Source organism: Stieleria sedimenti, from assembly GCF_025060895.1.
GTDB lineage: Bacteria > Planctomycetota > Planctomycetia > Pirellulales > Pirellulaceae > Stieleria > Stieleria sedimenti.
Window position 1 is genome coordinate 22,909 of record NZ_JANZKV010000121.1, and the last position, 25,448, is coordinate 48,356.

Below are 25,448 nucleotides of genomic sequence, written 5' to 3' on the forward strand. Positions count from 1 at the left end.
GGGGTCAGGTCTCTTTATTGGGCATCGGGCGTGTTGGAGAGGGGTAAGTGTTGGACCGTGCCATGGTGAATCGTGGAACGGTCTTTGATTGAACATTTGAATTTTACTACTACGGAGAGATCATCATGATTGTGATTCGCGCCTTGTGTTTTTCGGTTTTTGCTGCTTGGGGATCGATGGCCAGTGCCGGTGTGATGCTGGACATGGACGCCGGGTCGACTGATTTGAGTCACCTGACCGTCGGTGATTCGTTTACCGTCGAGGTGTCGTTGAGTGGGTTGACCGGCGAACTCGCGGCGTTGGCCGGGTCCATCCAATACACGCCACTCTTGACGGCCGACGAACTCAGTTTGACACCGGGCGCGATCGTCCCTGATCCGAGCGATCTGTTGCTTGCAGTTGACCCCGTGCTCAATGATGTCGATGCAGAGTTCTTTCAGTTTTCCGGCCCGAACATCTCGGCGGACGGGCAATTCTTCTCCTTCCAACTCACTGCGACATCGGTGGGAACGGGATCGATCGAATTTGCTCCCTTTTCGTTGTTCTACTTGGACCAGGATTACGTTTTGGGCTTGGACATTGCGACCAACGCATTGGACTTTACGGTGACCTCGGGGGCGTCTGGCGCGGTTCCCGAGCCGACGTCGTTTGCGATTTTCTCGATGCTGCCTTTGCTTGCGTTCGGCTCACGACGCCGGCGAAAGTGTTGATCGTGTGACGACCAGTCCTATCATGCAGCATTTGAAACCTCTCGCCGTGGAAGTCTTGGAACGTCGCTGCATGCTGGCCGCATGGTTGGTCGAGCTGCCCGCGGTCGGCAATGTCTCCGCCATCGCGCAACTCTCCGCTGACCGTTCGGTTTGTGTTGCGTACCAAGGCCCGACGGGATCGGGAACGATCACTCTCCGTCGCACGACGGACGCGGCACTCGAAACGACAATTGATGAGATTGGTGGCGATGGGGAAACCGGCGTGCCACTGGCAATTCACGACGCCGTGTTTAAAAAGGACGGACCGCTGTCATTGGCCGGATCCGCCGAGACGCAACGTTCGATTCCGGGCGGAGGCGGCGAGCCGGTGGAGTGGATTGACCGTGTACCGACGCCGCGTGGGTTGGCTGAAACGGTTGTCGGCAACTCAGGCACGTTTCATGCGGTCGCAGCGGATGGGCGATTGGTCGGTGAAGATGACTTGCTGCCGATTGTTTTCGAAAATGGCGAAACGTTCGCACTGCCATTGCCCGACGGGGACGCAATCGGGAGTGCCAACGATCTCAACGAGGATCGGATCGTTGGCTATGCCAATGATGATGCGATTCTGTGGACGGTGGAACAGGGGCAGTGGCACCCAACCGTTCTGCAGCATCGATCAAGCGATTCGTTTGGTGCGGCCAACAGCATCTCCTCTTACGGCATTGTCGGCGGAGTCTTGTTGCGAGCCCCTGATGAAGGAACGGCAGCGGAAGAAGTCGCCGTGCTGTGGGACCGCAACGGAGCGGTCCTGCGAGAGTTTGTGGTTGAGGGCGGCAGCAGCGTCACGCACGTGATCGATTACCTGGCGGCGATTGAAACGAGTGACGGAACGCTGATCTACGATCCCAACCAGAGGACCGTCGCCGAACTGGGCGAAAAGCTATTGGCGTTCGGATTGCCCAACGTTCCGACCGGACCACTGCGTCTGACCGACCTGGAACTCAGTGGCGACGGGGAGCAGATACTGATTCTGTTTGAATCGGGAGGAAATGGCGAGACCCGTCAGTATGCGGCCGGCGTCGGTGTCAGCGAACTGGGCATCGGGGGCCAGCATCCTTGGGATCGCCATGACGTGAACAACGACGGTCAAGTCACACCGCTCGATGCGTTGTTTGTCATCAACAGGCTGAGTCGCGATGCAAGCGACACACTTCCAACGCCACGAAAATTTGATGAACCATTCTATGACGTCACCGGTGACGATCGCGTCACACCGCTCGACGCCCTGCACGTCCTCAATCATCTGCAGCGACGCGGACCATAACGGATTGCTCATCAACCGCCGCTGCCGATAAACGTCGACACTCTTTTTGGTGCGGCGTCGCTGTCGCTGGGCGGCGTTGTCCTTCTTAACGCCACGTCAACGTTCACCGAGATCATTGACACTTTATCGCTGCCGGTCGACGATGTTCGACTGACGCGTGCCGATGGAACCGAGAACCGGCTGGCCGCGGAGAGCAGTGTCACGTTTGAGGATCGTGGCAATGGCCTCGTTCGGATTGGCGGCATTTCGTGCGAGGTTTTCTTGCCGATCCACAAGTTGCGAGCTTCACCTTCAAGGCCGAGGGTGCGGGAATCACCGACTTGGCTGGCAATGCTGGTTTGGCAAACGCATCGACGCGTTTGGACGATCGACTTGGATTCGCCAGGGGGGCCGACCAACCTGAGGTGGCGTTTCATGTTGGAAGCAACGCTTGAAAATTCGTCGCCGGTTCGAGAATAGAATACCCGCGCGGCTGATCTGTCGAAAGCATCGTCCTGAACGACGGAGACAGCCAACGTTCCGCCATTAAATCGATGACGATCACGTTCAACCGAGCCGTCGACCTGGAATGGAGCGGCGACGGGCCGTTTCAACTGTAGCACGTCGAAACAGGTGATTTCGTCAACTTTCGGTCGCAGATGACGGAGCAAACAGACAAGACCGTCGTGACGCTGCAAGCTGCCGCCGGAACACACGTCGATGGCATCGGTCGCCTCAAAGACGGACGGTATCAGCTCACCATCATTGCCACACAGGTTTCCGCGGAGGGCTTTTCGCTGGACGGTAATCGCGACGGAGCCGTCGGCGATGACTACGTTTTTGGAGCTGATGCGGCGGATCGTTTCTTTCGCTTTTTTGGGGTCAGCGACGTGGACGGCCAAGATTACGGGAATTTCGGGCTGCGATTCTTGAAACGCTTGGCACAGTAGGCGCCTGACGTGAACAACTGGCCAAAAATCTCCATCTGGGCGTCAATTCGAGGCAACTTTAAGCACACTGGTGCGTCACATTAGTCCTCATTGGCGGTGTTCAATGCCGCCGATCGAGGCGTCGAAATGGGCGGTGATGGTATTTGACACGTTTTGGTGTATCTTCGGCCAGATGGCCGGAGTGGAAGAATTAAATCGGATGGGTAATCACGATGTGGCTTAGGGGGCAACGTCCCACAACCAAGAATCTCACCAAGCACGAACGCCGCAAGTCGCTGCGACGACGGCGGTCGGGGCTGGAAACGTTGGAGGACCGTCGTTTGCTGGTGGCGACGATCTCGGTCACCGCGGAGACGCCGGTCGCGATTCCCGAAGACCCGCTCAAACGGATCGTGTATTCGATGACGCGGGATGAAACCGATGACTTCCTGACGATCAAGTTTGAACTCTCCGGAAACGCCCTCTACGACGTCGACTATACCGCTCGCGAGATCGAGAACGACACGATTTTCTTTCCCGACGAACCTCCGGCGACCGGACCGGTGACCGCGACGGCGACGTTCTATCCGGGCGAGTCGACCGTCAAACTGTCGGTCAAGCCGATCCGGGACAGCCTGATCGAACGTGACGAAAACGTCGTCGTGACGATCGTCGCGGCGGACGAGTTTGGACCGGTCTACGGTGCCGCCGCTCATTTCGTCACCCGACGGCAAACCGATTATTATGTCGTCGATGATGAAAATCGGCTGGCCACCGTGGACGTCGAAACCGGTTGTGTGCATGTCCTCGGCACGATTGCCGCCGCCCAAACGATCACCGACATCGCGTTCACCGACGACGGTGACCTGATCGCGATCACGGCGGATCGCTTGTACGAAGTCCACCCGGAACAAATCGACGCCGGCGTGATCGCATCGACCTTCATCAACTTCCACGGCATCCCACACGCCAATGCCCTGATTGACAGCCGCGACGGCGACTTCGGCAGCGAATCGGGTGACCTGTTTGCCGTCGGCGCCAACTTCCTCGATCTCAAACTTCTGGATCTGGAAAAGTCCGGCGATCTGCTCGTCCTTCAAAATGTGACCACGGTCTTCGATATCGACGGTGCCCTGGCTGCCCGTCTACTGGCAAGCGATTACATTTCCAGTGGCGATCTCGATTATCTTTCGGCGGGGAATTTGATTCTTACGGCACGACGCCCCAGTGAGAGTTTTGATTCCCTGATTGAAATTCAGACGCCGGGGACCGGTGGCACGATCGAGAACGCTCCCAAGCCGGCCCAAGATCCGGGCGAAAATTTTATCGACGTTTACGGACTCGCGCTGGACGGCAACGACAGCTTCGCCTTTGCCGGACACACGCTCCTGTCGGTCAACCAGTTCACCCGTGACACGTCGCGTCAATTGGAAATGACCGGTCGCCCCTATCTGGTCGGCTCAATGGCTTCAGCAGTCGGAACCATCATCGGGGATCCGGCCGATCCACCGGTCGTCACGCTCAACACCCTTCGTAGTGACCCCGGCGATCTGGCACATGGAACCCAGCCCACGTCTTGGATCCAGCAACGGAGCCAGTTGCGCGACATCGTGATCGAACTTGGGGCGAGCATTCCGAGCATTCCCTCCGACGGGATTGTGTTGACCAATTTGGGAGTGACAGGGTTTGAAACGCCCGTCGAGATTGCGTTGCGTAGTGACCAAGTCGTCTTTGAACCGGGCAGCACGACGATCACGATCCAGCTGGACGAAGGTCAGCTACCCGATGGCCGCTACCGATTGGCGCTTTCACCCAGCGTCACCACCGGTCCCCAATTCACATGGACCGGCGATCGTCTCAACCGGTTCTTCGTCTTGAAGGGTGATTGGAATGGCAACGCCCGTGTCGACCTGTTGGATTTTGCGACGTTCGCCTACTGGTTCGGCAGCTCGACCAGCCTGGCGCCACCGTACGTTGATTTGGATGATTCGGGAATCGTGGACGTCGGCGATTTTGCCCCCTTTGAAAACCAGTATGCCGACTTGGTCGCATTGCCCGGCGCGCCCGATCCGGTGACTCCGGACTTGGTGAGCAAAACGGAACTCGATCGGGCGCTCACCTCGGTGCTCAATCCACTCAACGTCAACGGTCGCGACCAGGTTTCTCCGCTGGATGCCTTGAACGTGATCAATCGTCTCGCCTCGGGTTTTCCGACGGCGACCGATTGGCGTTTCGATGTCAACCGCGATGGAGACATCACACCGCGTGATGCTCTCCACGTGCTGAATTTCCTGGCCCTGCAATCACCGCCACCGCCCGCGTCCCAGTCGCCCGCGTCCCAGTCGCCCGCGTCCCAGTCGCCGGAACGTTCGTCGGCCGTGACTTCGTCGGTCGCTGTGCCGTCGCCGTTGGTGAATCAGGACGACGATGAGGATCGGCTGCGATTGGAGACGGTGGATGAATGGTTCACGGCCCTGGGTGGCGTGCGAACGGCGGTCTGAGATCAAGGTAGGGCATGCTGTGCATGCCAGATGTCACGCACAGCGTGACCTACGAACTGCGACCCCGTCGGGGTCGAGGTCGCGCTTCGTTTCGAGCCCGGCGGTGTTCGCTGCGCTCGACCGTCGGCTAATTGCTGCAATCCCTTTCGGGATCATCCGAGTGTGGTCAAACGCGGCGTCCCGTTGCTACACCCCCGCGGAAACGACGGTGCTGCCACGGCGGGACGTCTCGGACTTGGCCTCCAAACGACGACGAAATCGGACGTGTCGCCGCCGCGTCCATTCCACCAGCGGTCGCCAAACCGCCGCGGTCAATCGATACTTGATCAGCAGGTGCCACATCCAGTTGGAGCGTTTGTACAAATACGACATCGCCAAATAGGCGGGGACCGCACGCCAGTCTTTCGGACGCCGACGCCAAATCGACGCGTGTGAAAACAGGCGGTCGTAACAGAGTTCGTAACCGGCCGCCAACTGCTCGGGACTCATGTGCTTGGGCCGAAACACGACGTTGGCCGTGTCATACTTGCTCCAATCGCGATGCAGCAACCGCCCCTCGGATTCCAACTGGCGAAACAGCGGTGTTTCCGGATAAGGCGTCATGATGTGAAACGTCGCACACTCAAGGCGGTTCTCTTCGACCCAGCGAATCGTGTTTTCAAAGACGTCTTCGCGGTCGTGGTCGAACCCCAACACAAAACTTCCGTTGACCTGAATGCCGTTGTCGTGCAATAGCGTGACACGACGCGCGTAGTCTTCGGTGTTCGGGCTTCTTTTCTTGGCGTCGCTGATGTTCTCGTTTTGCAACGACTCGAACCCGATGAACACGCCGGTGCATCCGGCCAGCGCCATCTCACGCACCAAGCCGGGGTCGTCGGTGACGTCGATGCTGACCGCGGCACTCCAGATCTTCTCCAGCGGCCGCAGCGCACGACACAACTGTCTCAAGTACTCGGGCTTCGATCCCAGGTTGTTGTCGGTGAACACCGCGTACGGTTGCCCGTCACGTTGAAACTCTTCGGCGATCTGCTCGACATCTCGCATCAGGTAAGGCATGTGCAAGCCCTTGGTCGAGAGGTAGCAAAACCCGCAGCGATTGTGGCAGCCGCGCGTCGCGATCAAACTGGATGTCGTCAAGAAACTGTTGCGTGCCAACAGATCACGTCGGGGCGGCGGATCGTCTCGATAGGGTCGGCGAAAGTCGGCGCGATAGGTGGCTTTCAAACGGCCGTTGTTGACGTCACGCAGAATCTTCCCCCAGAGGGCAACTCCGTCACCGATCGCCAGTGCGTCGGCATGCGGTGCGGCCTCATCGGGACAAGACATCACGTGTAGGCCCCCGAGGATGACGACGGAGCCGCGTTGGCGATACCAGCGGGCAAGCTCATAAGCTCGCCGGGCAAACGTCAGATGGACCGTGATGCCGACGACCGCCGGCATCGGGTCGCTCGGCGGCGGCCCCTGCAGCAGGTTTTCATCCCAATACCGGACCTCCCAATCCGGCGGCGTGCTGGCGGCGACACTGGTCAGCGCCAGCGTCGGCGTCAATACATGTTTGCCAAAACTGGCGTGCGGATCCTTGGGATAGAACGGGTTGATCAATAACGCCTGACGCTCGCGGACCGGAGGCGTGGGCAGGTGCGGATCAAGGACGGGAGCGATTCGCATCGCGCGGGGGACCCAACGTTTCATTTCATCCGTCCTGTTTCTTCGTGGCAATGTCCCAGACGCAGCAGCGCGTGGTGAACCTGGTCGATGGTTTCGTCCAGCGTCGACGTGCCGGCAGTCAACCCGATGTTTTCAAAGGCGTCAAACCATTCCGGCCGGAGATCTTCGGCCGACTGGACATGAAAGGCCGGCCTATCCTGTTGCCGGCAAAGGTCGACCAGCCGCCGCGTGTTGTTGGAGTTTTCTCCGCCGACCACAACCACGGCATCAACGCGTTCGAGCAAGGTCAACATTGCCGCTTGCCGACGCTTGGTCGGGTGGCAAACTGTGTCAACGAAGCGAATGTCGGCGCCGCGGTTCTGGAGATGAATCTCCCGAGTGACCGATTCAACCACGTCGCTCGGCATCGTCGTCTGGCTCACGATGCCAAGCCGGTTCGATTCATAAACCGCAACGTCCTCGACGCCGGCGACAACGTCGTAGGCATCCAGATCATCGACAATCCCTTGGACCTCGACGTGCCCCCTCTTTCCGATCACGATGACGTGCCGACCTGCGGCCCGAAGCTCAGCTGCAGCGTCATGAACGCGTCGAACGAGTGGACAGGTCGTGTCGATCAATTGTTTGCCGGCGGACCGCAATCGCTCGCGTTCGGCGTCGCTGACTCCATGTGCAGTGATCAAGACCAACGGGGTTTCGGCGCGACAGTCACGTTGCTGTTCATCGGATTGTCGAAACCCCGCATCGGCGAGCCGCTCGTTGACGATCCGGTTATGCACCAGTTCTCCGTGGATCGTCACTTGAGTCGGGTCCTCGACTTCCGCAGCGATCTGCAATGCGTCGCGTACACCAAAACACATCCCCATCTCGTCGGCGCGAATCACATTCATGGAAGGTCCTGCAGCCCTGGCTTTGCAATACAAAGTGAACAAATAAAAAAAGAGACGTCGCTCAGGCCGAAGACCAGCCACGCGAATCCCGCAGGCGGCGACTGGAGGCTTCGGCATGCGGCGCGGCATCGAGCTGGGCATCGGCGATCACCCGTTCCAGTTCGTTGATGTAGTCGGCAAAGCGGGAGCGTCCCACGTCGGTCAGGCGATACATGGTTTGGGGCCGTGTTCTGCCGGTGCCCTTCCAGATTTCAACCAGCCCCGCGTCGCTCAAGACGGCCAGATGACGACTCAGGTTTCCGTCGGTGAGTGAGCAGAGTTGTTTGAGATCGTTGAACAGCAAACCGCCGTCATGCGCGGCCAGGGAGGCAAGAATGCCCAGCCGGGCCTTTTCATGCATGACGCGATCGAGTCCGCCGTAGGCGAACCGGCCCGATCCGGCAGGGGCGGGCTGCGAGCTTGTCGATTTCGGGTTTCGTTTAGCGGGCATCGGGTCGCTCCAGATACCAATACAGAATCGCGGCGCTGAGAAGCTGGCCGCCGCCGAAGGTGACGAACATCAGCCATGGGGAAAATGCATGCTCGCCCTGTCCCCACTGCAGGCATCCACAACCACAGGCGATGTAATAGGCGCCGACCCAAAACACCTGACGTGGCATCAGACGATAGGAGGCAAACACGCCGAGGCCGAAGATCAATGCCCAAAGCCCGGGCAACATCCAGCCGACCTGGGGGGCATACCGATAAATCGAGAGCGTCATCAACGCCCCGACGACGATGCAAGGTGCGAATTGTTCGACCGCCAGACGCGTCATCTCACGCGATCGCCCCGCGCCGTTGATCTCGCTGCGCCAGATGAATTCGGCAGCCACCACCATCACGCTGACCGCGGCGACAGCGACCCAGCCGACCAAATAACGTCCCAAATCCGTCGCCGGTGTTGCGACCCACTGCGATTGAAACACCGCGGCGGTCATCCCGATCACGGCGGAAAACCCAACGGTTGCCGATCGATAGCCGCGAAACATTTCGCTCCGCGCGACGCACGCCCGAATTTCGGAGATCTGACGAAGCGCCTCGCGAAGTTCCATCACCGTGGCCCGGAGTCGAAGAGAAACAGAGTTACTTTGCATTACAAAGTACAAAGTCCGGCGTGGCCCGTCAACTGTTTTTTCGCCCCGTGCCGCGATGATTTCGACAACACACGCCCTCCGCTTTGACGCGATCGCGTCAAGCATCGAATTGTGGTTTCGCGATCTGCCGGGCACACTTGATGATTGACCGGCGTGACCGGCAGGAGGAAAATCAGGAGGTCACGAAAACGGGCAGGATGGCCAACCGGACGGGGAACAAGCCATGGCTGAGAAGATTATCGGCGTCGGACAACAATCTGATCTGGCGGTGATTGCCGAGATCATCGAAGCCGAGATCCGCCGGACCTATGGGGGAGCGAAACTAATCGCCGCGCGCGCCAGCGGGATCGAAATGCAGGCGCAGCGCAAGGGTTTTGATGGCCCCTTCGACTCCTACAAGATTCGCATCAGCGCCGATCCCGAGACGCTTGCGGCACTCGGGGAATCCGCCCAATCATTTCCACCCAACGCCGCGGTGACTGAAGAAGAAGGCGTTTTCTGTATTGAGTTTCTCAAGGTGGCGCATCACAGCGCCGCTTCCATGGATGCGGTGAAGGAGATCTCCGGAAAGCTGCTGCTGCCCGACGTCTGGCGTTTTCAAGGCGAGCGTTTTCGGCGTGAAGTACTCCGTCCGCACCGATTGATGGAAGCGATGGTAAAGTTTCGGGCCAGCGATCTTCATTTGTACCCCGACGCCGATCCGGTGTTTCGCGTTGATAACGCGATCCGGCGTTCTGATTTACGGCACCCGCTAACGGCCGATCAGATCACGGCGTTCATCAAAGAGCTGGCGCCGGAAAAGGACTGGAACGAGTATCTGGAACATTCGCAATGCAGTTTTCGATATCACCAGATCGGAGTCGGATTCGCTCGGGTCTCGGCGTTCATTCGCGGCGGGGTCCCCCATTGCACCCTGCGTTTTCTGCCCGAGGTGATTCCCTCCTTTGATGAGCTACAAATTCCCAGTGATGTGATGAAAAAGTTGGGCGGCCTGCACTTCGGGTTGGTCCTGGTCACCGGGATGACCGGCAGTGGAAAATCGACCACGGTCGCATCTTTGATTGATTGGATCAATCAGAATCAGGCTCGGCACATCCTGACGATCGAAGATCCGATCGAGTACGCCCAGGTCAACAAGAAGTCGATCGTTTCCCAGCGGCAAGTCGGTGAAGACGTGGAATCGTTCAACGAGGCGGTTCGCGCGGCGCTCCGGCAGGACCCCGATGTGATCTTCGTCGGCGAGATGCGCGACAGCGATACGATTCGTTCGGCGATCAGTGCTGCTGCGACGGGGCACCTGGTCATCAGCACGCTGCACGCGAACACGGCTTCGGAAGTCATCACTCGAATCGTCAGCTTCTTTGACCCGATCGAACGCGACCTGGTGCGGCTGCAGTTGCGTGATTGTGTCAAGTGTATCATTTGCCAGCGTCTGGTCGCCAAATCCAATGGCGGACGCGTTCCGGCGTTGGAGTTCCTGTTCAATGACACCAAGCAAATCGCGGACTGCATTTTGTCCGGCGACGCACAGGGGATTCGTGCCGGCATGCAGCAAGTGATGTCGGAATCGTTTATCGTTGAGAAGTATTTGGTCGATCTAGCGAAGCAGGACGTGATCACCCATGATGAAGCGGTTGCCCACGCCGCCAACCATGACACGTTCGAGCAGATGTGGCACGGCAATTACGCCCCGCCGACCATCGATTCGATCAAGCAGCACTGAACGAAGTGATTCAGGAACGAGCTTTTGACAGAGAACACGAGCCATCGCAGCGAAAGCTTGCTGACCGAGCACTTTCGCGAAACGCGTCGCCAACTGCGTGGACTGTTGCTGAAGATCTGGGGCGGCGGATTCCTGGTCGTCTTGTTCGGATTTGCCCTCGCCTGGTTCTTCATCCAGCCGGCCCCGCCGCGCACCATCGTGATGGCGACCGGATCCGACGATGGGGCGTATCACCGATTCGCGATGCAGTACCGGGACTACCTGGGACGGCAGGGCGTGACGCTTGAACTGCGTTCGACGGCCGGTTCGATCGAGAACTATCGGCTGTTGGAATCCGATCCGGAAGTCAATTTGGCGATCGTTCAAGGCGGCACGGCGCCGAACTCAATCGGCGGCGGGGTGGAAATCGAAGCCTTGGCCAGCCTCTATTTCGAACCCCTGTGGGTGTTTTACCGCGGCGACGAAATGCTGGCCGACCTGCGAGACCTGAGAGGGAAGACGATCGCGATCGGCCGCGGCGGCAGTGGAACCGAATCGATCGCGACGTTGTTGCTGGACGAAAACGGGATCGATGCCGACTCCGTCTCGACTCGGGTGCAAGCCGGAGGCCGCGATGCCGTCGAGCGTCTGAAGAACGGTCAGGTCGACGTCGCCATGTTCGTCCTTTCGCCGCAATCGACGTTGATCCGCGAAATGATCGCTTCGCCCGACATCCATCTGCTGAGCTTTGAGCGGGACGATGCGTACGTTCGCCGTCACCCGTTTCTGACCGCCGTCACTCTGCAACGCGGCGTGATCGATCTGCAACATGATTACCCCAATCAAGACGTTCAGCTGATCGCCCCGGCGGCGAACTTGATCGCCACCCGATCGCTACACGACGCGCTGATTCCACTGCTGTTGCGGGCGGCATCGCAAACCCACCGCGGGCACGAAAGCCTGCTGCAACCGGGCCGCCTGCCATCGACCGAGTTCATCGAGTTTCCGCTGAATCAATCGGCCCGGGTGTACTTTGAAGATGGGCCACCGTTCCTGCAAAAATACCTGCCGTTTTGGGTCGCGTCGGCCATCAGTCGGGGAAAGATCCTGTTGTTGCCGGCGTTGACGTTGCTGCTGCCGTTGTTTCGCATGGCGCCGCCGCTGTATCGCTGGCGGATCCGCTCGAGGATCTATCGATGGTACGAGATCTTGCGCGGGATCGAGTCCGAATTGCGCAACGAATCAAACCTCCAGCGGTTACAGAAAAATGTGACAACGCTGGTTCAAATGCAAGGCGAACTGGATGACTTGAAATCCGTTCCACTTTCTTACATGGAAGAGTTCTACAATCTGCGTTTGCACGTCGAATTCGTTCAGCGACGTATCCAGAATGCGATTGCCGAACGCGAGCCGACCACTGCGGCCGACGACGAAGCTCCTCCCGAACCGGCCGATCTATCCGTCCCGAGTCAATCTGCCACCGATGATCCTGCCGCGGCCGCGCCGCACCACCCCGACCAAGCGTCCGACGGTATCGCAGGATCATAAGTTCTGGGGCACGGCGGATGAGAAAAGCGAACCACACTGATTTTGAACCGTCTCGTTGAAACGGTGGCAGTTCGACGTGAGCCAGATGTCACGCACCGCATGTCCGGCGACTACGCCTCGCTCCCAGGTAGAACCTGGGATCGAGAATCGCCTCGGGGCAAGTCCCCTTGGCATCGGGTTAGACGGCTGCTCGAGAAATCAACCGTTTGAAGAACCCGCTTAGCCCCTTGGGGCGAATCGTCGCCGGGGCGGACTCGGCGGTGGCGGACTCGGCGGTGACGACTTGTGGCCCAAAGTGTTCACGCCAATCCTGTTCGGCGTGTTCCCAGCCGACGTCATAGCCGGCCTTTTCACTTAAGAAATACTTGTGTTGCTCGATTTGAGCGATTTCATTTTCGGAGAGTGTCGACGGAGCGTTAGGCATCATTTGCTTCCTTGACTTGATCGGATGGAACTGATTCCCCGTTCAAGCGATGGCTGCCAACAGATGCGAACTGGTGACGACCACGACTCGACGGAGACGGACTCCCAGATTGTTCGCTTCCCAACCCGCCCGTCAATCTCATCTCGGCAAGGATCGTCATCGGCCCCGATAGCGGCATCCAGTTTCACCCTACGGGGCGTGTAGGGCACCGCTGAAACGGACGTACAGTTTTCCTGGCTCCCACTCCTATGTCCTTGTCCTCGTCTTCCGCCACAACTCGCTCTTCGGGTAGGGCGTCGTGGACCTTTCACAAGATCGACGAACCAGAAGCAACGAGTGCCTACTGCGCGACGGCTACGCCAACGTCATGCCGCGTTAGGCTCCCTCAGCCTCCGCGTCGTCAGGCTTCGTTTCTTCAGCCTCCGCGTCGTCAGGCTTCGTTTCTTCAGGCTTCGTTTCTTCAGGCTTTTCAGCCGCATCGGCCCTGTCGGCTTCGGCTTCGGCCTTTTCGTCCAAATACCCTTTGAGCGTTGCTTCGATTTGCCGTTGTCCGTTGGCATGCTCGACGGCCATCCGCTGATACTTGATGGCTTCATCGAGCTGGCCGAGCTCGTAGTAGCAACGCGCGAGCGTATCGAGGATCGGCCCGTCTTCGTTTTGTTGCAGCTCGGACGCCCGCTTAGCAGCTTTGAGCGCGAGTTCCAGATCCGAAGGTTCGCCATTGGTCGCGGTGGTCCAGGCGAGTTGGGCCAGAAGCATCGCATCATCCCAGGCCAATTCGACCAGAGCTTCACGAGCCACCGCCGCTTCGCTGGTACGCCCGGCGATTTCCAGAACCCTCACGCGATAGTTGAGCAGCGTCTTGGATGATCCGAATTCTTTTTCAAATTGATTGAGTCGCTCCAACGCGGCATCCCAATCTTGGGCTCGCAGCAGTTTCCCGACTTCTACGGACAGCTGCTGCAACTGTTCTTGCTGTTTGTATTCGGCGATCGCGGCTTCGCGGTCCCAGGTTCCGTCGATAATTTCCTTGAGCGGTTCATCGATGCTTCCGGGGTGCCCGATCCATTCGACGACTCCATCACGTCCGACGATAAAGGCGCACGGGATTCCGCCTTGCCCGGCCGCCTTCATGTACGCCAAGTTCATCCAGTCGTTCTCGTCGATCGCCAGGCGATACCCGATGATGTCGTCCCAGGTTTCGTCTCCCGTCGCGTTGTCGGCGAGAAAGCCTTCGACCGTCGCTTCGTCTTCACGGGTCACACCGATGAAGGTGACGTCGTCGGCGAACTCGGATTGCAGCTCGGTGATGTGCGGCATACCGGCACGGCAGGGGCCACACCACGTCGCCCAGAATTCAACCACGTGGACACGATCACGAAGCGGTTCTTGGACCGGTTCGCCACGGACCCATTTTGCAATCGCCAGACCAGGACTCTTGTCCCCGACGGCCAGCTTCTCCGGCAGCGGCTTGAAGGCCGGCAGATCCGATTCCGATTCGCCCGATGTGCTGGGGACGGTTGCCGACGCGTCGTCGGAATCCGCGGAAAGGGAATCGTGCACGACCGGCGGTTCCAATCCATCGGACGCCTCATCACGACTCGATTCTTTGCAGCCGCTGGAGACGGCAAACAGCGTGAGCAACAAGAGGGTCCAAACGGATGCCTTCGATTGAATCAATCGTCGACGCAAAGCAAGACTGCGAGTTCCCATAACACCGTGACTCCCGTAAAGCATGTGGATCGGGAGATCGACCCCCGGAACGATCGATGCTATCGCCTCGGCACCACCATGGCAACGGTTCGCCACCGCCATTGACGAAGTTCGCGGCCTCAGATGGGGGCGGATCTGGTTCAGGACAGACCGATCGGGTGGGTGGGTGGTGACCTGCAGCACCGGGGAAAGGCAAAACGATGCCGGCCGCGGCAGCATGCTATTGAAAAAATGGATTCGCCTTCGTTCCTGGAACGGCACGGTGTTGAGACCGGGAATCGTGCTCCGAATCCGCTTGCGCAGGCCGGAGTCCGACTGGATTGGCTGCCGTCGAGGGGTCGCGCGGTTGCAACGTCACCGGGGTCGCAGTTGCGGACGACGTAATAGGTTGCTCAGTCGTGACCACCATGTATTGGAACACCACCGCGGCCCAAAATATCAACACCGTCCCGAGTCCCGAAAGGATCGAGTGGGCAAACACGATGAAGATCGACTGCATCAGACCACACTTGGCGGCGCAGGACGTCCAGTACACCGCCAGAAAGCAGGCGAATACCAGCAGCACTCTTCCGCCGGCGGGGCCCATCAGGGCTGAGAAAGCGAACACCAAAATGAAATTGGAAACGGAGATCCCCAAGATCCACCCGAAGCAGGCGACGTAACCGGGCGTTGCATCACCAAACCACGTGATACATCGTTGGTAAGACGCAATCGTGACGAGCACCGCCCCGACGATCACGACCAGACCAAGCGTAGAACTGAACGAGATGGATTGGCCAAATGCGGCGAACGGATGTGCCGAAAAGTCGGTCATTGTGGTTCGATGGAGCAGAGTACGGATGCGGGTTTTCAGTCATCGTTCAATGCATAGCTTGCCCTTTACAACAGGTGGGCTAACGCGGCTCCGCACCGGACAATTCCCCCTTCGCAAATTCAAACCACCCGCAACAACGGCCTGACCGGTGTATTCCGCGATTCCTTGACATCAAGTCCCAGCCCGCCGGTCCCGCGCTGAGCTCGTGTTGGATCACGCGGCAGCTGACCGGGTGGACGGGACCGCTGGAACAGGCAAGACACACACCATTCACCACCTCGCCGGATCACTCAGCGGACACACCACCCTTTTGATCTCGGCAGAACAGGTCGGGGTGCGACTGCTTTTGCGTTCAATCGACACGACTCTAGAATGGCCGCGAAACAGAATGTGTACGTCTGCCATTTCACGAGACGACTGCGATGTGGAAGCTCTTTCTCGTCACCTGTGTTTTTGGGTGCTGCCTCGTTTTGTGCCTCCAGCAACTCTATCGCGGCATTCGCGATGGAAAGGTGACGGGCCTTGCCGGCGGCAAAGGGAAGTCGTTTTTTGTCAACGTCGACAGGACTGAAAGGCCGTTCGCGTTCTGGGGCTTTATGGTGCAACAGCTCATCTTCACCGCGCTCGTGTCGTCGGCGCTTTGGATGGGGTTGTTCCAACAGTACGTGTTCGCGGAACGGAAGCCGACGATCGCCTCTGTCCAACACGACGGTCCGGCAACCCTCCTGGTCTACTGGCGTCGCCCGGACCGAATCGATGATCCGCTCCAATACATTGTCTATCGCGGTTCCGCTGACAACGCGATGGTCGAGATTGCTCGACTCCCCGGCGGAGCGACCGACGGTCAATATGTGGACCGGGATGTCGATCCGGGCACCACCTACACCTATCAAGTTGAAGCTCGCTTTCACCGTCTGACTCAGTGGCTACTTGCGAATGGGGCAACACGAAGTGAACCGATGAGCGGCAAAACGTTTTCACGGTAGGTGCAAAAGAGACCTGGATCGCTTTGCCTGGACTGGCCGCCGCCGACGACGGGCCCAAAAGAAAACCCCGACAGACGGTGGGTCGGTCGGGGATTTGCGTTATGGGCGATACAGAATTCGAATCTGTGACCTCTACGATGTCAACGTAGCGCTCTAACCAACTGAGCTAATCGCCCGCGTGCTGTGGGGGCAGCCGGCACGGTCGCCGAGGCGGGGTGTCGTGCGGTGGTCTGCTGCGGTATCGAGTGGGATCGGACGTCGCGGGCTGAAACTTCAGCCTTCTCTGTCGACCGCTCGATTGCGTAGTCTGTAGCGATCGCGACGCGTCGTCAAGACGCCTTGGCGAAGGAACGAAAAAACTTCGGACTTGCCCCGGAAGTGGTGCAGGCCTAAGAATAAAACCGCGGAATTCGTGGGTTCCGCCTGTGTCCCCGCTTTCGTCCTCCCCTGGCCGCCGAGATGTCTCGATTTTTTGCCGGAATGTTCTGCGGCGCGCTGCTGCTGTTCGTCGTCATGCACTACCACATCGTGCGCGGCAACAACGGCGTCGTCTTGGTGCCCAAGATCAGCAATAATCTAGCGGGGATCTACACCGACATCCGCGCCTTCGATCTGCAGGACTGGCAGAGCCACAAGGCCTTGGCGGCCGCGATCATGCGTAGCAATCAAGCCGATCTGCTGGAAGACTCCGCCCACCGCAATTTCGGCGATGCGATGCGTCGAGTCGTCGACGACGTCTTCGGCGGGTGACCGAAACGCCAAACCGCGCGGTCGGCACGATTGGCACGTTCGCTTTGATCTTGGCGACCCGTCGTTGGGCGACACCATTGATGGCATGCCAGAGGCAATGCCGATGCCTCTATCACGGTTTGCCGCTTGCTGGACGACCCCCAAGGCGATTTACACAGAGCTCGATCCATGTCTTTCTATCGAAATCGATATTTCCTCAGCGGAATCCTGCTGATTCTGCTCGGGCTGCAGTTTCGTCGCGTCGAATCCTTCGTGCTCAATGAACGCTCCACGAGATTCGTCGCGCGGATGACCAATACCCCATTGGTCGACAATTCGACAACGCTGGGTTCGATTTTTGAACCCGTCACTCCGGTGCCCAGAAAACGCGTCACCCCCCCGCGTTGGCTGGGGCTGTCACTGATCGCGTTCGGTTGCGTGATCACGTTTCACTCCTTCGTGATCCCCCGCCACCGCGAGGGATAGGCAGCAGGTTGCGAACGTCAATACGACGCCTCCGAAACAACGAGGCAACGTTACCGTTGGGTGATCAAGCGTCGATCATCGATGGAAACGTCTTGTGATTCTTGCTCACGTCACACCCGATCGGGGATGGGTGGTGGACACCGTTGTAAGGTGTCGTGACAGCCCACCGGCGGCCCCAACGCAGGCTTTGGGCGATCCGAATTTGTTTGCCCTGCGTGTCCATTCTTGATATGCTTTCATGAAGTTGAATGCAGAAAACATTGGGTTTTTCGCAACAACATCGTTTGTCATGAAGCAGTCGGAGATGGCTGTGGGTCCCGATGACACCACAGTTCTGGCACTTGGTCCAGTTCTTTGCCCTTAGACGTGAGAACACATCACACCGATGACTCAAGCAACGGCAGTTGAGATCCATTTCCACGACTGTTCCCTGGTCGTGTCGCCTTCGCTGAAGGAGATCAACCGTCGAAAATCGGCCCGAAAAATTTCCTCCAAGGTGACCGCTGCGCTGGATCAGCCGCGTGAGCACATGGTGACCGACGTGATCGTTGATCTCGGACAGGTGACCTGGATCAGCAGCGCGGGGCTGAACGAATTGATTCGGCTGCGGGCGCAATCGCGGGCTTCAGGCATCCATCTGCGTCTGCGTTCACTCAATGAAGCCGTTCGTGATGTGTTTCGCATCACACGTTTGGAGCGGATCTTTGAATTCGATGTAAATCCGGAGAACGAATCGACGTCCGTCGCTTCGGCAATCGAATCCGATCACGACCATTCGGTGCAGGTTTCAGTCTGAATCACGATCCCTTTCAGAGCATCGGGATCAAGGCAGGTCGCAAGACTTGTCGTCACGCCGCCCTTCAGCGAGGGTCGGACGCGAGCTACGAGCAGCCGACCCTCCCCTCGCTCCGCTCGACCCTCCCTGCCAGGGAGGGTGACTTCGGATGGGTAGACACCAATGCCCGCTAAGAGCGTGATTTCAAGAGCGTGATTTCTCGACTTGAGGCGTGGGGGTTCGAGTGATCCGCAGGGGGGCAAGCGGTCGGGGTGTGGGACGACGACGGCACCGATGTGGCGTTGCTATTTGATCGACGAGGGCTCGGCGGAGAAACGTTGTTGTACGCTCGGTTGCCCGATCAATTGCCAGTAGGTCAGTGTGCCGAGTGGCCGCGGGACGAGTTGGGGCCGCTGGGTCGCCGGCAGTCGGTTGCGGACGAGCTGGTACAGATCCTGCAGCATCGACGGCGCATCGCCATAGTAGCTGTGCCCGAGCAGGCTGAGGTCGATGCCGCTGACATCGATGGTTTCAACGCCCGGGACCACCACGATGTCGGAACCACTCTCACCGGCGCGGGGGTACCCATGCACTTGCTTGGATGCGATCAGCGCCTGATCGTCGGAAGACGCATAGAGCGTGACATGCTGGGCGATGGAGGTCAGCGCGGGTGCCAAGTCGCGGCGAAACCGATCGGCGTCCACATCGGGAGCTGCCAACACGACCCGATCAAACAGGGGAGAGGGTTCGGTGTCGAATTGCCGCTGCTCCCAACCGATTTCGACCAGCGCCCCGGTCGTCGGCCGATTCCCCATGCTGTGGGCGACGACGTTGATCGAACGCGCACCGCTTTGATGGGCCAGATCGAGCAGGAATTGCTTGAGGTGCGTTTGAGTCCAGGCGGCGTTGTTTTCATCGACGGTGTAGCCCAGCAGCGTGCCTTGGCTGGGCCAACTGTAACACACCGGAACACCTTCGAAGGGAAGGTCGACTGCGATCTGGGCGGTCCGCCGGATCGCCGATTGGAAGTCGACGTTGTAGCCGTGAATGAAGACCAGCAAGTCTTGGCTGGGCGACAGAGCGACGGTCTCGGCCAGTCGTCGCTCAAATTCGGAATCGGAGAGTTCGACCGCACTGGTCAGGACAATGTGCTCCTGTTGGTCTTCGCGAATTTCGAATCTCAGCAAACTGGGTCGCTCGACCATGCCGCGTTGGTGCGTGTCCGGCACCGTCACTTCGGCGATCCCTCTGACCAGCGTTCCCCGGTCTGCGCTGTACGTCACGCCGTGTTTTTCGATGTTGGCGGTGCCGGATAGCAAAACGGCCGACGCGGCCAAGGCGGAAACGACGCCGAATGTCGAGAACCCCAAAGCGGCTTGGGAACGGCGTCGCAGCACGCTGAATCCGGCCAGGGCGAGAAAGACGACCGACGAACCGCCCAACAACACCAGCGCGTCGCGGTTGCCGGTGATGTTGTAGGCGGACAGGGCAACCGAATCTCGCTGGCGATCGGTGGCGTAATAAACGGCTACCGTCGCGAACGCGCGGTCGGAGTCGTGGGTCGCCCCGGCGGGGAGCGTCGCAAAGGGGCCTGTCGGCGCCGATTCGGCAACCCGGGCTGCCATCGGCGGGGGCGGCGGAACTGCAAGTGAGCGAGGTGCCCTCTCGGACGAGAACGCCATCGACGACTCGGGTTCTGACTCGAACGCGGAATCGGCGAGTTTCCGATCGCCCTGGTCGATGGCGGCGGGCCGATCACCGAATGTTGGTGGGGCTTCCGGGGCGAACGTGATGTCGGGATCGATCTCCGGAGCCTGCTGAATCGCCTCGGGTTGGGCCTCGGGTTGCTCCATCGCCTGACCGCCCCGCTCCCCAGAGCAGCCGGAAAGGCTCAGCAATGCCAGCAAGATGAGCCCCAACGGAACGAGGCCGTGCGACACGACATCTCGGGCGATGCGGTGGCAGCAATGGACGTCGAGTCGGGCTGGATCGGCGGGGGCTGGATCGATCGGGTCAGAGAGCATGATGGCGTGACCTTGGGCAGGTGTTGGTCATTACACGGTTTGCCCGTGTGCTCGGGTGGAAAGCTCGCTCGGGCGCGGGGCGACATGCCTTCGATACTCTGCCGAAACGGTCCAGGTCGATGTCAATTGGGGCAGATCAATCTTTACCCGACTCCACGTCTTTCTGTTTACTACGCCAAACCGCCTTCTCAGCCCTGCCTATGAGTGTCGACGCATGGATTCGCACCGTCTGCCCGCCAGCCAGCCAACCCGCCAGCCCGCTCCCGTTTCAGCGTCCGTCATCATGACAACGTTTCGGTCTCCGCATTATCTCCGCCAAGTCCTCCAGGGGTTTGCCCACCAGACCTGCCGTGACTTTGAAATTGTGGTCGGTGAAGATGGCCGGACGGAAGAGACGCGCGGGGTGATCGACGAGTTTGCCACACGCACGGACGTTCGCGTCCGTTATGTTTCCCAGCCCCATCAGGGATTCGGAAAAACGCGGATCCTGAATCGTGCCATCGACGCCGCCCAGGGTGACTACTTGATCTTCACCGACGGCGACTGTGTTCCGCGCCGCGACTTTGTCGCCGAGCACGTTCGGCTTGCCGCGGCGGGGCGATTCTTGTCCGGCGGCTGCTATCGGCTGAAACGTGCGTTGACCGACCGAATCCTGGCCGGCGACGTCGCATACGACGATTTCACCGACCCGATTTGGCTGAAACACAACGGCGACGACGTTCCCGCCAAATGGTTGTGGATCCAAAACCGCCCAGGACTGGCCAAGGTGTTGGACCTTGCCACGACGACTCGCCCGACATTCAACGGCCACAACGCGTCGGCTTGGAAAGCGGATGTCGTTGCCGCCAATGGCTTCAACCATGAAATGCGGTATGGCGGCCTGGATCGTGAACTCGGGGAACGATTGGAGAATGCCGGTGTGCTGGGCATGCAAATCCGCCACCGTGCGGTCTGCTATCACCTGGACCACGACCGTGGCTATGTCAACGACGAAGACTGGCAGCGCAATCGCGACATCCGCCAGCGCGTCCGGAAGACGGGAATCACACGGGCACAGCAGGGGCTGGACGAGGTCCGGGAGGTGGCTTGAGGGATCGGGTGACGGGAGGTCGGAACGGTGGGGCAGAATGATGGGATGGCAGAATGATGGGATGGCAGAATGATGGGGTGACAGGATGACGGGATGGTTGGATGCGGTGACGCTTGCTGGCGATGGGGTTCGACTCGAGTTACTCGATCCAGTCCATCACGACGACCTTGTTGAATCGGCCCGCGACGGTCGTCTGTGGGAACTTTGGTACACGAGTGTCCCCGAGCCCGACGCGATGGCTGGGGAGATCAAACGCCGGCTTGGTCTGTACGCGCGGCGGTCGATGTTGCCGTTTGCGATCATCGATGAGGCATCGGGCCGGGCGGTCGGAATGACCACGTACATGAACATCGACGAAGCGAATCGACGCTTGGAGATCGGGTCAACGTGGTATCGTCAATCGGTTTGGCGCAGCGGACTGAACACTCGCTGCAAGCGACTTTTGCTGACGCAGGCGTTCGAAACGATGAATTGCGTCGCCGTCGAATTTCGCACGCACTTTTTGAACCGTCGCAGCCGTGTCGCGATCGAACGCCTTGGCGCGAAGCTGGACGGGATTCTGCGGAACCACCAGATTTTGTCCGACGGGACGCTGCGGGACACGTGCGTCTATTCGATCCTCGCCAGCGAATGGCCGGCGGTCAAAACGCATTTGACGTTTCTGTTGCATCGGCGCGGCGACGAGTGCCGTGGGCCGAAAGGGGTCGGGTAGAAACGAAACGACCTCTCCCGAAGGAGAGGTCGCATGAGAATGAACAGAGTGCGGAAACCGCTTACTCCTGGTCTTGCGTTTCACCGAGAATCAGCATGCCCGAAAAGCTGGGCGCCTTGGCTGAGTTGTAGGTGTAACCGGCTTTAAGAGCTTGCTCGATCCGCATGGAGACTTCATGAAGATGGGCGCGTGAGTAGGCGTCCATTTTCTTTTCGCACTTTTTCAGTCGCATGTCGATCTTTTTCATCAGATCGACAAGCTGCATGCGTGCCAGGTCACCGATCGGCTTGTAGGCCGCCGCGCCGTCGTTTTTCTCCAGGATCAAATCGATCAACCGTTGGACATGCTCCTGCTGCAGGTTGCGGCGGAGCGAGCTGATCATCGGCTGGCGATTGCTGCGATTTTCGGGGCATTCGGATTCGAGTTCCGTCCAGGCAGCATTGCTGATCGTGGTGAGCAACTCGGGCAGCGTCAACGCATCGTCTTCGGCGGGCAGACGGAGCTCATTGTCATAGACGCGACGCAGCGTCGTGGGGCTCATCAACCAGGTCAGCGCGGAAGCTTGTAGCCCGAGCACACGGTCGTGGATCGGCCAGGTCGCTTCACCGGAAGTACCGAAGTGGGCACCGCCGTCGAGCCATTGATCGGAGGTCATTCGCTCGAGCAACTTGGGCGTCAAGCCGAAAGCGCTGTCGCTGAACGTCTGGTCGATCACAAACTGCATCGCTTCGCGTTGCTGTTTTGCCGGGACGACGACGACCGGGGGTCGATCGTTCGGATCCCCTTTCTTGTCTCGGTTGACGAACGCACCGCCGACCCAATTGGCCATCATGCTTGCCGCACGGGTCTGGATCGACAGGGTCAATTCGTAGCCGCGACGCGCCTTGGCCCAGCTGTCACCGTCTTTGACAAACTTGTCCAAGATACGCTCGCGATAGAGCTTCACCAATTTCATCTGCTCTTGAGCGTAGTCGAGCGGATTGGCGGAGAAGTCGTAGCGACGGGCGAGCGGGTCGGGACCATTGGTGTCTTCGTCGGTCGCGTATTGCAACTCCGGTTCGACGCAACGCTTGAGGATCGTGGGTAGCGCCTTTTCGTCAAAGGTGTAACCGTATTCGATCGCCCAATAGTCGTACGGCCCGATGTCGATCATGGTGTAATCGCCTTGGACATCGCCGCTTTCATAGCGGAAGTTGATCGGGATGTAGTCCATCACCGAGGCGGTGAAGACTTCTTTGCCCTTGAGTTCTTCGCTATTGATTTTGTCGAGCGGGTGCAGTGCCGAGCCTTTGAAGTTGTGACGCAATCCGAGGGTGTGTCCGACTTCGTGAGCCACCAGGTCGGCCAACAGCGGTCCGACGAACCAATCCGGCATGCCGTCGAGCATGTCCACCGAATCGTCTTTCTTCTCGTCGTCTTTCTCGTCGTCCTTCTTCTCAGCATCGTCGTCCTTGTCGTCGTCTTTCTTGTCGGCGTCGTCGTCCTTGTCGTCGGAGTCATCCGCGTCGTCCTTGTCCGACGCTTGCTCTTCTTTCTCTTTCTCTTCGTCCTTCTCGTCTTTCGCTTCGGCCTTGGGTTTGTCTTCCATCATGGCCAGTGCCCAATCCATTCGCGCGACGGCGAGGTCCAGGCTGCGGGCGTTGGCGGCCATGCACATCCCGTTCTTTTGGCTGAGGTGACCGATCAGTCCGTCGAACTCATCGTCGCCGATCAGAGACGAATCGGCGGCGGCCATGGAGAAACCCGCGTAGGGTTTCTGTGCGTCTTGGGCGATCTGTTGACGAACTTGCGTGACCTTTGAGGGAGAGGTCATGCGGACGCGGGGGTCCCAGGAGGGGTGCTCGCTGAGCCAGGCCAAAGTTTCCGGGCTGGCCCCTTCCATCGCCAGCTTCGGCAGCAGGTCGTCGTAGTTGTAGTTGTAGTAGCGGATCCAGCCGTCGGTCAGAATGATGTCGGCGTCAAGGATCTCACCGGTCATCGGGTGCACGCGGCTGGGGCCGATCGCGGTACCGATGTCATTGTTCAACCAGCGAATGAAGTTGTAGCGAACGTCTTCCGGGTCCTTTTCCATGTGGGCGCCGCTCTGGGCGTCCTGGTAACGGACTTCGATCGCGTCGACGATGCCGACTTTTTCAAAGGCTTTGTTCCAGTAGTCGACACCGGCGCGGATGAATCGGCGATAGCGGACCGGGGCGGTGTGCTCGACGTAGAAAATGATCGGGTCTTTGGGCGGGCTCAGCTTCAGTTTCGAATCGCGCTTTTCCAAGTTCCAACGATTGATGTAGCGAATCCGGGTCTCATCGTCGGTGTACTTGCTGAGGTCGGAGTAGGTGGTGGTGAAGAACCCGACCCGTTGGTCCGCCAATCGCGGCTTGAATCCGCTGGACGGACTGGGGACTTCGCTGAAGGAGTAATGCAGGGTTTGGAAGCGACCGGCGGCACCGACCGTCTCCAGGGCGACTTCCACGTTGGACGGGAAGACTTTGATCGACTCAATTTTTTTGATTCGCGAATTGGAGATGCGGACACTTCGTCCAAAGAACGTGCTGGCGTTGCCCAGCAAGAGCGAGTCCAGATCGATCACCGGACCGCCTGCGCTGCCCTTGGCGACGATCGGGATGTCGAGCAGGACTTTGTCGGTGAACAGGCGTGCGACCGATGCCTTGGATTCCGGATCGCCGGTGGCGCGGATCGACAGGTTCGGCGCGATCAGGGCCAGCCGATCGTCATACTGGCGCCACTTGACGACCAATTCTCCGGACTGCAACCCGGCATAGGTGTCACCGCTGCTGACCGTCAGGGCGATAAAGTAGCTTTTGGTCGCGAAATTTTTCGGCAGTTCGGCCAGCAGTTGGGCGTCTTTGGTCCGCTGCCAGACGTTGAAGAATCCCTTGCGATTCTCCTGGTCAGAAACCGGAACTGCTTCGTAGCCCTCGGAAACTTTGTCAAAAGTGGGCAATTCGGCGGCTGAAACGCGACGTTCAGCCGCAGAAAGAGTCAGCAAAAAAACAAAACCGGCGACGGCGTATTTCATTCCAGGCACTCGAGCATCAGGTGAAAATGGAAACGAAGCAAGCGTAGGTCACGCTTTGGGTGGGGCTGGGGTTGGCGGGCGCCGGCAGGCCGATTCAGGGCCGATTCAGGGCCGATTCAGGGCCAAGTCGAGAGGGGCCAGGGCCTTCAAGCACCTACCGAGGCGCGATCGGGGAGCGGACCGTGAAAAACCCTTTCGGGTTGAACCGGCAAAAGCTGCCCAGACCAAACAATTGATTGTACCGTTTTGGACATGAAGGTGGGATAGTTTTTACGAATCTGCGGCCGAGATCGGT

General features: G+C 59.1%; 21 protein-coding genes and 1 tRNA gene. 12 read left to right on the forward strand and 10 right to left on the reverse strand.

The window, feature by feature from the left end; translation table 11 throughout:
* Positions 1 to 125 precede the first annotated feature (125 nt).
* The 4 genes from NZK35_RS16345 (at position 126) to NZK35_RS16360 (ending at position 5,425) form a co-directional block, all read left to right on the forward strand.
* Positions 126 to 710 carry a hypothetical protein gene (locus NZK35_RS16345; protein ID WP_259633602.1) on the forward strand — a complete coding sequence of 195 codons (585 nt, stop codon included), beginning with the start codon at positions 126 to 128 and terminating at the stop codon, positions 708 to 710.
* 22 nt (positions 711 to 732) lie between these two features.
* The gene (locus NZK35_RS16350; protein ID WP_259633603.1) at positions 733 to 2,016 is read left to right on the forward strand and encodes a dockerin type I domain-containing protein; all 1,284 of its coding nucleotides are present in this window, start codon (positions 733 to 735) and stop codon (positions 2,014 to 2,016) included.
* Positions 2,017 to 2,654: 638 nt separating this feature from the next.
* Complete coding sequence (locus NZK35_RS16355) at positions 2,655 to 2,945, forward strand: hypothetical protein (RefSeq protein WP_259633604.1); 291 nt, start codon at positions 2,655 to 2,657, stop codon at positions 2,943 to 2,945.
* Positions 2,946 to 3,157: 212 nt separating this feature from the next.
* Complete coding sequence (locus tag NZK35_RS16360; protein WP_259633605.1) at positions 3,158 to 5,425, forward strand: dockerin type I domain-containing protein; 2,268 nt, start codon at positions 3,158 to 3,160, stop codon at positions 5,423 to 5,425.
* A gap of 186 nt (positions 5,426 to 5,611) precedes the next feature.
* Here the strand turns inward: NZK35_RS16360 and NZK35_RS16365 are convergent, their stop codons facing one another.
* The 4 genes from NZK35_RS16365 to NZK35_RS16380 form a co-directional block, all read right to left on the reverse strand.
* Complete coding sequence (locus NZK35_RS16365) at positions 5,612 to 7,117, reverse strand: B12-binding domain-containing radical SAM protein (RefSeq protein WP_259633606.1); 1,506 nt, start codon at positions 7,115 to 7,117, stop codon at positions 5,612 to 5,614.
* A complete protein-coding gene (gene ispH, locus NZK35_RS16370) occupies positions 7,114 to 7,983 on the reverse strand; it encodes a 4-hydroxy-3-methylbut-2-enyl diphosphate reductase (protein WP_259633607.1) in 870 nt (289 codons plus the stop codon). Before ispH ends, NZK35_RS16365 begins: the two co-directional genes overlap by 4 nt.
* Before the next feature lie 61 nt (positions 7,984 to 8,044).
* A complete protein-coding gene (locus NZK35_RS16375; protein ID WP_259633608.1) occupies positions 8,045 to 8,473 on the reverse strand; it encodes a transcriptional regulator in 429 nt (142 codons plus the stop codon).
* Positions 8,463 to 9,077 carry a hypothetical protein gene (locus NZK35_RS16380; RefSeq protein WP_259633609.1) on the reverse strand — a complete coding sequence of 205 codons (615 nt, stop codon included), beginning with the start codon at positions 9,075 to 9,077 and terminating at the stop codon, positions 8,463 to 8,465. Before NZK35_RS16380 ends, NZK35_RS16375 begins: the two co-directional genes overlap by 11 nt.
* 262 nt (positions 9,078 to 9,339) lie before the next feature.
* On the opposite strand from NZK35_RS16380, the gene NZK35_RS16385 reads away from it, so the two are divergent.
* On the forward strand, positions 9,340 to 10,839 hold the full coding sequence (locus NZK35_RS16385) for a type IV pilus twitching motility protein PilT (protein WP_259633610.1): 1,500 nt from the start codon (positions 9,340 to 9,342) through the stop codon (positions 10,837 to 10,839).
* 24 nt (positions 10,840 to 10,863) lie between these two features.
* Entirely contained in the window at positions 10,864 to 12,366 is a 1,503-nt protein-coding gene (locus tag NZK35_RS16390; protein WP_259633611.1) for a TAXI family TRAP transporter solute-binding subunit, read from the forward strand.
* A gap of 178 nt (positions 12,367 to 12,544) precedes the next feature.
* Here the strand turns inward: NZK35_RS16390 and NZK35_RS16395 are convergent, their stop codons facing one another.
* The 3 genes from NZK35_RS16395 to NZK35_RS16405 all read right to left on the reverse strand — a co-directional run bounded on the left by NZK35_RS16395 (position 12,545) and on the right by NZK35_RS16405 (position 15,317).
* Positions 12,545 to 12,790, reverse strand: a complete 246-nt coding sequence (locus tag NZK35_RS16395; RefSeq protein WP_259633612.1) for a DUF4032 domain-containing protein — start codon at positions 12,788 to 12,790, stop codon at positions 12,545 to 12,547.
* A 375-nt stretch (positions 12,791 to 13,165) separates the two neighbouring features.
* Positions 13,166 to 14,503, reverse strand: coding sequence for a TlpA family protein disulfide reductase (locus NZK35_RS16400; RefSeq protein ID WP_259633613.1), 1,338 nt, complete (start codon positions 14,501 to 14,503; stop codon positions 13,166 to 13,168).
* Between the two features lie 220 nt (positions 14,504 to 14,723).
* The gene (locus NZK35_RS16405; RefSeq protein WP_259633614.1) at positions 14,724 to 15,317 is read right to left on the reverse strand and encodes a hypothetical protein; all 594 of its coding nucleotides are present in this window, start codon (positions 15,315 to 15,317) and stop codon (positions 14,724 to 14,726) included.
* Positions 15,318 to 15,739: 422 nt separating this feature from the next.
* On the opposite strand from NZK35_RS16405, the gene NZK35_RS16410 reads away from it, so the two are divergent.
* Positions 15,740 to 16,303, forward strand: a complete 564-nt coding sequence (locus tag NZK35_RS16410; RefSeq protein ID WP_259633615.1) for a fibronectin type III domain-containing protein — start codon at positions 15,740 to 15,742, stop codon at positions 16,301 to 16,303.
* Positions 16,304 to 16,405: 102 nt separating this feature from the next.
* Here the strand turns inward: NZK35_RS16410 and NZK35_RS16415 are convergent.
* Positions 16,406 to 16,479: transfer RNA gene (locus NZK35_RS16415), tRNA-Val, on the reverse strand.
* 283 nt (positions 16,480 to 16,762) lie between these two features.
* On the opposite strand from NZK35_RS16415, the gene NZK35_RS16420 reads away from it, so the two are divergent.
* From NZK35_RS16420 to NZK35_RS16430, 3 genes are all read left to right on the forward strand, one after another.
* A complete protein-coding gene (locus NZK35_RS16420; protein ID WP_259633616.1) occupies positions 16,763 to 17,053 on the forward strand; it encodes a hypothetical protein in 291 nt (96 codons plus the stop codon).
* A gap of 168 nt (positions 17,054 to 17,221) precedes the next feature.
* Positions 17,222 to 17,518 carry a hypothetical protein gene (locus NZK35_RS16425; RefSeq protein ID WP_259633617.1) on the forward strand — a complete coding sequence of 99 codons (297 nt, stop codon included), beginning with the start codon at positions 17,222 to 17,224 and terminating at the stop codon, positions 17,516 to 17,518.
* 385 nt (positions 17,519 to 17,903) lie between these two features.
* Positions 17,904 to 18,314, forward strand: a complete 411-nt coding sequence (locus NZK35_RS16430; RefSeq protein ID WP_259633618.1) for an STAS domain-containing protein — start codon at positions 17,904 to 17,906, stop codon at positions 18,312 to 18,314.
* A 284-nt stretch (positions 18,315 to 18,598) separates the two neighbouring features.
* Here the strand turns inward: NZK35_RS16430 and NZK35_RS16435 are convergent, their stop codons facing one another.
* Positions 18,599 to 20,317, reverse strand: coding sequence for an alpha/beta hydrolase (locus NZK35_RS16435; protein WP_259633619.1), 1,719 nt, complete (start codon positions 20,315 to 20,317; stop codon positions 18,599 to 18,601).
* Positions 20,318 to 20,600: 283 nt separating this feature from the next.
* Between NZK35_RS16435 and NZK35_RS16440 the strand changes: the two genes are divergently transcribed.
* Positions 20,601 to 21,407, forward strand: a complete 807-nt coding sequence (locus tag NZK35_RS16440) for a glycosyltransferase (protein ID WP_259633620.1) — start codon at positions 20,601 to 20,603, stop codon at positions 21,405 to 21,407.
* An 85-nt stretch (positions 21,408 to 21,492) separates the two neighbouring features.
* Positions 21,493 to 22,119 carry a GNAT family N-acetyltransferase gene (locus tag NZK35_RS16445; RefSeq protein ID WP_259633621.1) on the forward strand — a complete coding sequence of 209 codons (627 nt, stop codon included), beginning with the start codon at positions 21,493 to 21,495 and terminating at the stop codon, positions 22,117 to 22,119.
* Between the two features lie 61 nt (positions 22,120 to 22,180).
* Here the strand turns inward: NZK35_RS16445 and NZK35_RS16450 are convergent, their stop codons facing one another.
* Positions 22,181 to 25,153: a zinc-dependent metalloprotease gene (locus tag NZK35_RS16450; protein ID WP_259633622.1), complete on the reverse strand. Its 2,973-nt coding sequence runs from the start codon at positions 25,151 to 25,153 to the stop codon at positions 22,181 to 22,183.
* Positions 25,154 to 25,448 lie beyond the last annotated feature (295 nt).

Bases quoted from the DNA above. Each gene is read 5' to 3' on its own strand.
- NZK35_RS16345 (WP_259633602.1), top strand. From the start codon at position 126: ATGATTGTGATTCGCGCCTTGTGTTTTTCGGTTTTTGCTGCTTGGGGA.
- NZK35_RS16350 (WP_259633603.1), top strand. From the start codon at position 733: ATGCAGCATTTGAAACCTCTCGCCGTGGAAGTCTTGGAACGTCGCTGC.
- NZK35_RS16355 (WP_259633604.1), top strand. From the start codon at position 2,655: ATGACGGAGCAAACAGACAAGACCGTCGTGACGCTGCAAGCTGCCGCC.
- NZK35_RS16360 (WP_259633605.1), top strand. From the start codon at position 3,158: ATGTGGCTTAGGGGGCAACGTCCCACAACCAAGAATCTCACCAAGCAC.
- NZK35_RS16365 (WP_259633606.1), bottom strand. From the start codon at position 7,117: ATGAAACGTTGGGTCCCCCGCGCGATGCGAATCGCTCCCGTCCTTGAT.
- ispH (WP_259633607.1), bottom strand. From the start codon at position 7,983: ATGAATGTGATTCGCGCCGACGAGATGGGGATGTGTTTTGGTGTACGC.
- NZK35_RS16375 (WP_259633608.1), bottom strand. From the start codon at position 8,473: ATGCCCGCTAAACGAAACCCGAAATCGACAAGCTCGCAGCCCGCCCCT.
- NZK35_RS16385 (WP_259633610.1), top strand. From the start codon at position 9,340: ATGGCTGAGAAGATTATCGGCGTCGGACAACAATCTGATCTGGCGGTG.
- NZK35_RS16395 (WP_259633612.1), bottom strand. From the start codon at position 12,790: ATGCCTAACGCTCCGTCGACACTCTCCGAAAATGAAATCGCTCAAATC.
- NZK35_RS16400 (WP_259633613.1), bottom strand. From the start codon at position 14,503: ATGGGAACTCGCAGTCTTGCTTTGCGTCGACGATTGATTCAATCGAAG.
- NZK35_RS16405 (WP_259633614.1), bottom strand. From the start codon at position 15,317: ATGACCGACTTTTCGGCACATCCGTTCGCCGCATTTGGCCAATCCATC.
- NZK35_RS16410 (WP_259633615.1), top strand. From the start codon at position 15,740: ATGTGGAAGCTCTTTCTCGTCACCTGTGTTTTTGGGTGCTGCCTCGTT.
- NZK35_RS16420 (WP_259633616.1), top strand. From the start codon at position 16,763: ATGTCTCGATTTTTTGCCGGAATGTTCTGCGGCGCGCTGCTGCTGTTC.
- NZK35_RS16425 (WP_259633617.1), top strand. From the start codon at position 17,222: ATGTCTTTCTATCGAAATCGATATTTCCTCAGCGGAATCCTGCTGATT.
- NZK35_RS16430 (WP_259633618.1), top strand. From the start codon at position 17,904: ATGACTCAAGCAACGGCAGTTGAGATCCATTTCCACGACTGTTCCCTG.
- NZK35_RS16435 (WP_259633619.1), bottom strand. From the start codon at position 20,317: ATGCTCTCTGACCCGATCGATCCAGCCCCCGCCGATCCAGCCCGACTC.
- NZK35_RS16440 (WP_259633620.1), top strand. From the start codon at position 20,601: ATGACAACGTTTCGGTCTCCGCATTATCTCCGCCAAGTCCTCCAGGGG.
- NZK35_RS16445 (WP_259633621.1), top strand. From the start codon at position 21,493: ATGACGGGATGGTTGGATGCGGTGACGCTTGCTGGCGATGGGGTTCGA.
- NZK35_RS16450 (WP_259633622.1), bottom strand. From the start codon at position 25,153: ATGAAATACGCCGTCGCCGGTTTTGTTTTTTTGCTGACTCTTTCTGCG.